This window comes from Roseateles sp. P5_E11, from assembly GCF_054049355.1.
Genome location: NZ_JBFUMO010000340.1, coordinates 1 through 6,331, shown reverse-complemented (window position 1 = coordinate 6,331; position 6,331 = coordinate 1). Strand labels below are relative to the sequence as shown.

5 protein-coding genes and 2 pseudogenes are annotated in these 6,331 nt (G+C 68.9%); 1 reads left to right on the top strand and 6 read right to left on the bottom strand.

All coding sequences use genetic code 11. The annotated features are described in order from the left end of the window. From ACXJKR_RS21220 to ACXJKR_RS21210, 3 genes are all read right to left on the bottom strand, one after another. The coding region (locus ACXJKR_RS21220; RefSeq protein ID WP_457324505.1) for a hypothetical protein at nucleotides 1-478 on the bottom strand (478 nt) is incomplete at its 3' end. Nucleotides 479-533: 55 nt separating this feature from the next. Continuing rightward, complete coding sequence (locus ACXJKR_RS21215; RefSeq protein ID WP_457324504.1) at nucleotides 534-1,331, bottom strand: NRDE family protein; 798 nt, start codon at nucleotides 1,329-1,331, stop codon at nucleotides 534-536. A gap of 7 nt (nucleotides 1,332-1,338) precedes the next feature. Next, the gene (locus tag ACXJKR_RS21210; protein ID WP_457324503.1) at nucleotides 1,339-2,727 is read right to left on the bottom strand and encodes an L-serine ammonia-lyase; all 1,389 of its coding nucleotides are present in this window, start codon (nucleotides 2,725-2,727) and stop codon (nucleotides 1,339-1,341) included. Nucleotides 2,728-2,856: 129 nt separating this feature from the next. Here ACXJKR_RS21210 and ACXJKR_RS21205 point away from each other — a divergent pair, with 129 nt between their 5' ends. Further along, nucleotides 2,857-4,653 (top strand): sensor domain-containing diguanylate cyclase, encoded by a 1,797-nt coding sequence (locus ACXJKR_RS21205; RefSeq protein ID WP_457324502.1) that lies wholly within the window; start codon nucleotides 2,857-2,859, stop codon nucleotides 4,651-4,653. Between the two features lie 32 nt (nucleotides 4,654-4,685). On the opposite strand, the pseudogene ACXJKR_RS21200 reads toward ACXJKR_RS21205, so the two are convergent. The 3 genes and pseudogenes from ACXJKR_RS21200 to ACXJKR_RS21190 form a co-directional block, all read right to left on the bottom strand. Next, nucleotides 4,686-4,817: pseudogene (locus ACXJKR_RS21200) on the bottom strand (serine dehydratase beta chain); the annotation flags it as partial. 51 nt (nucleotides 4,818-4,868) lie between these two features. Beyond that, complete coding sequence (locus tag ACXJKR_RS21195) at nucleotides 4,869-5,360, bottom strand: hypothetical protein (protein ID WP_457324501.1); 492 nt, start codon at nucleotides 5,358-5,360, stop codon at nucleotides 4,869-4,871. Nucleotides 5,361-5,388: 28 nt separating this feature from the next. Further along, nucleotides 5,389-6,331: pseudogene (locus ACXJKR_RS21190) on the bottom strand (glycine dehydrogenase (aminomethyl-transferring)); the annotation flags it as partial.

Below are 6,331 nucleotides of genomic sequence, written 5' to 3'. Positions count from 1 at the left end.
CGATGATGCCGACCACGCTCAAACGCCGGGCCAGCGTTCGTGGCGGGCCGGCCAGCAGGCCCAGGCAGGCGAACAGCAGCAGCAGGGCCACGCAGCCATTGGGTGAGATGCGGCCGGGGTGAGGACTCAGCGCCGTCGGCAGCACGCCGGGGCGGGTGATGTCGATACCCAGGGACAGGCCCCCCACGGCCTCGATGAGCATCAAGGCTGGCAACACGGCCATCAGCAGTGCCATGCCCTGCACGGCGCGCCTGGCAGCAGCGCTTGGCGCTTGCCCGCTGCGCCAGCCGGCCATGACCCAGGCCGTGGCGCCGCCGAGCAGCAGCAGCACCGACGACACGATGCCGATCTCGGCCAGCCCGGGCAGGAAACTGCCGACATCCAGTTGCAGGCACCAGCGCACCGCGACAAAGCCGGCCAGGAGCATGCAGGCCAGCGCGGTCCAACGGGCGGTCGACAGGCGAGGCAAGGGTTTCATCGGGCAGCGAGAAGCGGCAGTGCCCGCCTGTATATCAGCTTGAGCGGCGCCTGGGTCAGGGCCAGCGGCTCAATTCGTGGTGGACGGGCGGGAGCCAGTCACCGCCGGCCGTGATGCTGCGCTCGATGACGTGGGTAGTACCGTTGGCCTCACGGATCAGCACGGTCGCACAACGAGTGCCGTAGACGGCAACGCCGGGCTGCGCGGGGTCGGTCATGCGCACGAAGCGGGGCGACAGCAGGCGCTCCCGGGCCAGGCCGACGCCGGTGTCGGGCAGGGCCGCGTCCGGAGCCGGCGTGGCGTCGGCCAGCGCGGCGAAGAGCCGGCTTGCCAGTTGCTGCACCGAGGTTGAGCTGTCGAGCGCCTCGGCCAGCGCTTCCGACAGGCCCAAGGTCTTGGGCCAGGGCGTGTCAAGCGAGGCATTCGATAGCGCGTGGATGCCGGGCCGCAGTTCAAGCGGCGCGGAGGCACGGTTGCTGATCCAGTGCCAGGCGTTGCGGGCCAGATCGGCAGTGACGAGATTGAAACCGTTGTAGCCCTGTGCCAGCCCGGCCGCGAAATCGTCAGCGTCGCTGGACGAGCCAAGCCAGTCAACGACCAGGGCGCCGCGCGACGGCGCATCGACGATCTGCCTTCCCGGCTCGCGCACATTGGTCAGCAGCGCGAGACGCCCGGCGCGCGTCAGGCCAAACCAGGTGCCGCCGGCGCTGAGATCGCGGCCGGCGAGGATGTCGGGCAGGTCCGGCCACCAACCCATGGGCGCGGCCTCGCGAGCGAAAAACTCGTCGCGGTTGGCGGCGATGACGAGGGGGAAGCGCGGGTGGGCGTTCAGCGCGAACGCAGCGAGGCACATGGCGGCGTCAGCACTCGACGATGTTGACCGCCAGTCCGCCGCGGGCCGTTTCCTTGTACTTGGTCATCATGTCGGCGCCGGTGTCGCGCATGGTCTTGATGACCTTGTCCAGGCTGACGAAGTGGGTGCCGTCGCCGCGCAACGCCATGCGCGCCGCGTTGATGGCCTTGACCGAGGCGATGGCATTGCGCTCGATGCAGGGGATCTGCACCAGGCCGCCGACCGGATCGCAGGTCAGGCCCAGGTGGTGCTCCATGCCGATCTCGGCCGCGTTCTCGACCTGCTCGGGCGTGCCGCCCATCACCTGGCAGAGGGCACCCGCAGCCATCGAGCAGGCCACGCCGACCTCACCCTGGCAGCCGACCTCGGCACCGCTGATGGACGCGTTTTCCTTGTAGAGGATGCCGATGGCTGCGGCGGTCAGCAGGAAGTCGACGACGCCGCGTTCATTGGCATGGTGCACGAAGCGCGTGTAGTAGTGCAGCACCGCGGGCACGATGCCGGCCGCGCCGTTGGTGGGCGCCGTGACGACGCGGCCGCCGGCGGCGTTTTCCTCGTTGACGGCCAGCGCGTAGAGGTTGACCCAGTCCATCACCTGCAGAGGATCGCGCAGTGCGGCCTCGGGGTTGGCCGTCAGGTCGCGGTGCAGCTGCGCGGCGCGGCGCTTGACCTTGAAGCCGCCGGGCAGGATGCCCTCGGTCTTGCAGCCGCGTGTGACGCAGGCCTGCATGACGCCCCAGATCTTCATCAATCCGGCGTCGATCTCGGCCTCGGTGCGCCAATGGCATTCGTTGCGCCGCATCAGCTCGGCGATGGAGATGCCGTGGCGCTTGGTCAGCTCCAGCAGCTCGTCGCCGGACTTGAAGGGGTAGGGCAGTACCGTCGTGTCGGGCGCGATCACCTTCTGCTTGCTGCCGTCGGCCGCCACTTCGTCGCTGACGACAAAGCCGCCGCCGACGGAGTAGTAAACGCGGTTGGCGATCTCGTTGCCTTCGGCGTCGAAGGCGATGCAGCGCATGCCGTTGGCGTGGAAGGGCAGCGTCTCGCGGCGCTTGAAGACCAGGTCCTTGGCTTCGTCGAAAACGACCTTGTGCTGGCCGAGCAGGTTCAAGTCGCCTGCGCGGATGGTGTCCATCAAGGCCGGGATGGCCTCGATGTCCACTGTGTCAGGCTCATGCCCGGCCAGGCCCAGCAGCACGGCCTTGTCGCTGCCGTGACCCTTGCCGGTGGCGCCGAGTGAGCCGTACAGGATGACCTGCACCCGGGCCACCTTGTCGAGCAGGCCGTCGTGCTGCAGCCGCAGGCCGAACAGGCGCGCGGCGCGCATCGGCCCGACCGTGTGCGAGCTGCTCGGGCCGATGCCGATCTTGAAGAGGTCGAAGACGGAGACTGCCATGGGAGGCCTTTCGGGCAATGAGTGGAAGCCTCTCAGCGGAGCGGGTGCGGGCGCTGCCTACACTCCCGCCCCATGCTGAAGAGGTGTTTGGGTGGGCGCCAGCAAGCCTGGCGGTGGTGGGTGGCGGGGATGTTGTGGCTGCTGTCGGGCGTCGCCTGGGCGGGTGGTGTCGACCTGCRGGCCCTGCCGGCCGATGGGCTGGCGCTGGGGCCGCACTGGGAGCTGTTGCAGGACCCAGACCGCAAGCTGGATCTGGCAGCCGCGGCCCGTGGCGACTGGCAGCCCAGCACGGCCGGCGGCGAGGCCGTGTCGTTCGGCTACACCGGGGCCGCGGTCTGGCTGCGCCTGCCGCTGCGCAACGGTGGCAGCCAGCCGGTGCAGGCCATGCTGGACATCAGCTATCCGCTGCTGCAATACCTCGACGTGAGCCTGCTCGCGCCGGACGGCACCGCCATCAGGCATGAGCTCGGCTACCAACGCCCCTTTGCCCAGCGGCGCTGGCCGGGTGGCAACTTCGCCGTGCCGGTCACGCTGGCCCCGGGCGAAACCCGGACGCTGGTACTGCGCGTGGCGTCCGCGAATTCGCTGATCGTGCCGGCCCGACTGTGGCGCGCCGATGCCTTTCCGCACTTCGACCAGCGCCGGCTGGCCGTGCAGATGCTGTACTTCGGGCTGGCGCTGGCCGTGGGCCTCTACAACCTGGTGATCTTCCTGCTGCTGCGCGACGCGTCGTTCGGTTGGTACGTGCTGTTCGCCGGCAGCATCGCGGCGTCGCTGGCTTGCTTCACCGGCATCGGCACCAACTTCCTTTGGCCGGACGCCCCCTTCTGGCAGCAGCGCGGCGTCAACGTGCCCGGCTCGGTGGCGGCTATCGCGCTGATGATGTTCTCGCGCCGCATGCTGCGCACGCCGCAGACCATGCCGCGGCTGGACCTCGGGCTGCGTGCGCTGATCGCGCTGAATGTGCTGCTCATCCCGTTGCTGATGGGCTGGTTCGCGCAGACGGCGCCGTTCTGGGCCGTCTGCAGCGCCACGACCGCCGCACTGCTGCTGGCCTGCGGCATCACCGGCACGTTGCAGCGCCAGCGCAGTGCCTACTTCTTCGTCGTGGCCTTCAGCGTGCTGCTGGTGGCCGTGCTGCTGGGCCATATGCGCAACCTGGGCGTGCTGCCCAGCAACCTGATCACCAGCGCCGGCACCCAGGCCGGCTCGGCGGTCGACCTGCTGCTGCTGTCGCTGGCGCTGGCTGACCGCTACGCGCGCATGCGCGCCGACAAGGAGCAGGCCCAGGCGCGCGCACTGCAGGCCGAGCAAGCCCGCGTGCAGGCACTGACCGACAGCGAACGCGTGTTGGAGGCGCGCGTGCTGGAGCGCACCGCGGCGCTGGAGGCGGCCAACCGGCAGCTCGAATTGATGAGCCAGACCGACGGCCTGACCGGGCTGGCCAACCGGCGGCATTTCGATGCGGTGCTCGTCGCCGAGTGGGCGCGAGCCCAGCGGGCCGGCCAGCCGCTCGGCCTGGGGCTGCTCGACGCCGATCTGTTCAAGGCCTACAACGACAGCATGGGTCATGTCGCCGGCGACGACTGCCTGCGCCAGATTGCGGCCGTGCTGACCGACACCATCGGCCGGCGCAGCGGCGAGCTGGTAGCCCGCTATGGCGGCGAGGAGTTCGCCTTCATCGTGCCCGGTGCCGGCGCCATGCAGATGCAGGCGCTGGGCGAGCGCATCGTCGCCGCGTTGCGAGCGCGGGCGCTGCCGCACCCGGCCAGCCCCACGGGTCATGTCACGGCCAGCATCGGGCTCGCGGCCGAAGTCCCTGCCGCCGGCMGCCGCCCGGAGCTGCTGGTGCAGACCGCCGATACGGCCCTCTATGCCGCCAAGGCGGCCGGCCGCGACCAGGTGCAGTTGGCGCACGAGGGCTAGAACCGGGACTTGGGTGTCGTCGAGCACCGGTGCGCCATCCTGTGGTGCAGGCAGGCACGCTGGAGTCGCAGCCCGAACAGCCGCGCGGCGCGCATGGGGCCGACGGTGTGCGAGCTGCTCGCGCCGATGCCGATCTTGAAGAGGTCGAAGACGGAGACGGCCATGATTGGATTCCTTCAGCGGGAACGCAGGCCGTGCGGGCCGCCTTCCCACCGTCAAAAGAGGTTTGCCTTGAGGTCGACGTCGTGGTCCGGATTCCCGGCGAGGAATCGATCCGCAGGCACCGAATCGCCGCAGGCGACGTTGTAGATGGTCTCGGAGTAATACTGCCCCGAGTAGGTCGTGTGCCGCGCATTGACGACCAGGCGAGCAAACTCTCCAGGCAGAAGGCGCACGACGCCCGGCAATGCATGGCGCTTGGGCTGTCCAGCGCTTGGTGTCCCGAGAATTCCGAGGCAGAACGCCTGATCGGGCATCGCCGAAATGCGCAGCACGTCTTCTGAGCCCGGAACGTGGTCCTTCATTTCGGATTTCAATAGCCGCGGTTGGAAGTCATCCCACTCTGCGATCTTGAAGTGCTGGACCAGACACGTCCGAGGCTGGCCATCGAGCGGAAAGGCCCGTGGCAGCGCCACACGCTCATTGGAACGCGGCGCCCCTCGCGTGGCCTTGGTCCAAAGAATCTCGATGACCTGGACGGCAAGCATGACTTGAGGGGAGCCGGGCAAAGGCCGCTCAGGCTTCTTCGTACTCGCTCAGCGGCACGCAGCTGCAGAACAAATTGCGGTCGCCCCAGACGTTGTCCACGCGGCCTACCGGTGACCAGTATTTCTGGCGGCGCAGCGAGGGCAGGGGGAAGGCGGCGGCTTCGCGGTTGTAGCCGTGGGTCCAGTCGGTGGCGCTGACGACCATCGAGGTGTGCGGCGCGTTGACCAGCGGGTTGTCCTCGCGGCTGACCTTGCCGGACTCGACGTCGGCGATCTCCTGGCGGATCTGGATCATCGCGTCGATGAAACGGTCCAGCTCGGCGCGGGACTCGCTCTCGGTCGGCTCGACCATCAGCGTGCCGGCCACGGGGAAGCTCAGCGTCGGCGCATGGAAGCCGTAGTCGATGAGGCGCTTGGCCACGTCCTCTGCGCTGACGCCGGAGCTGTCCTTCAGCGGACGCAGGTCCAGGATGCACTCGTGGGCCACGCCGCCGCCCTTGACGCCGTCGATGTTGCCGCTGAAGTGGATGTCGTAGTGGTCCGACAGGCGGGCCGCGACGTAGTTGGCGGACAGGATGGCCACCTCGGTGGCCTTCTTCAGGCCCTCGGCGCCCATCATGCGGATGTACATCCACGAGATCGGCAACACGGCCGCGTTGCCCAGCGGTGCGGCGGAGACGGCGCCGATGTTGGTGGCCTTGCCCAGGCCCGCCGTACGGTGCGCGGGTAGGAAGGGCACGAGGTCTTCGACGACGCAGACCGGGCCGACGCCCGGGCCGCCACCGCCGTGCGGGATGCAGAAGGTCTTGTGCAGGTTCAGGTGGCTGACGTCGCCGCCGAACTCGCCGGGTGCCGCCACGCCGACCAGCGCATTCATGTTGGCGCCGTCCACATAAACGCGGCCGCCGTGGGCCTTCACCATCGCGCAGATTTCCTTCACGTGCGTGTCGAACACGCCATACGTGGAGGGG

Coding starts and splice junctions, on each gene's coding strand:
- ACXJKR_RS21215 (WP_457324504.1), bottom strand. CDS start 1,331: ATGTGCCTCGCTGCGTTCGCGCTGAACGCCCACCCGCGCTTCCCCCTC.
- ACXJKR_RS21210 (WP_457324503.1), bottom strand. CDS start 2,727: ATGGCAGTCTCCGTCTTCGACCTCTTCAAGATCGGCATCGGCCCGAGC.
- ACXJKR_RS21195 (WP_457324501.1), bottom strand. CDS start 5,360: ATGCTTGCCGTCCAGGTCATCGAGATTCTTTGGACCAAGGCCACGCGA.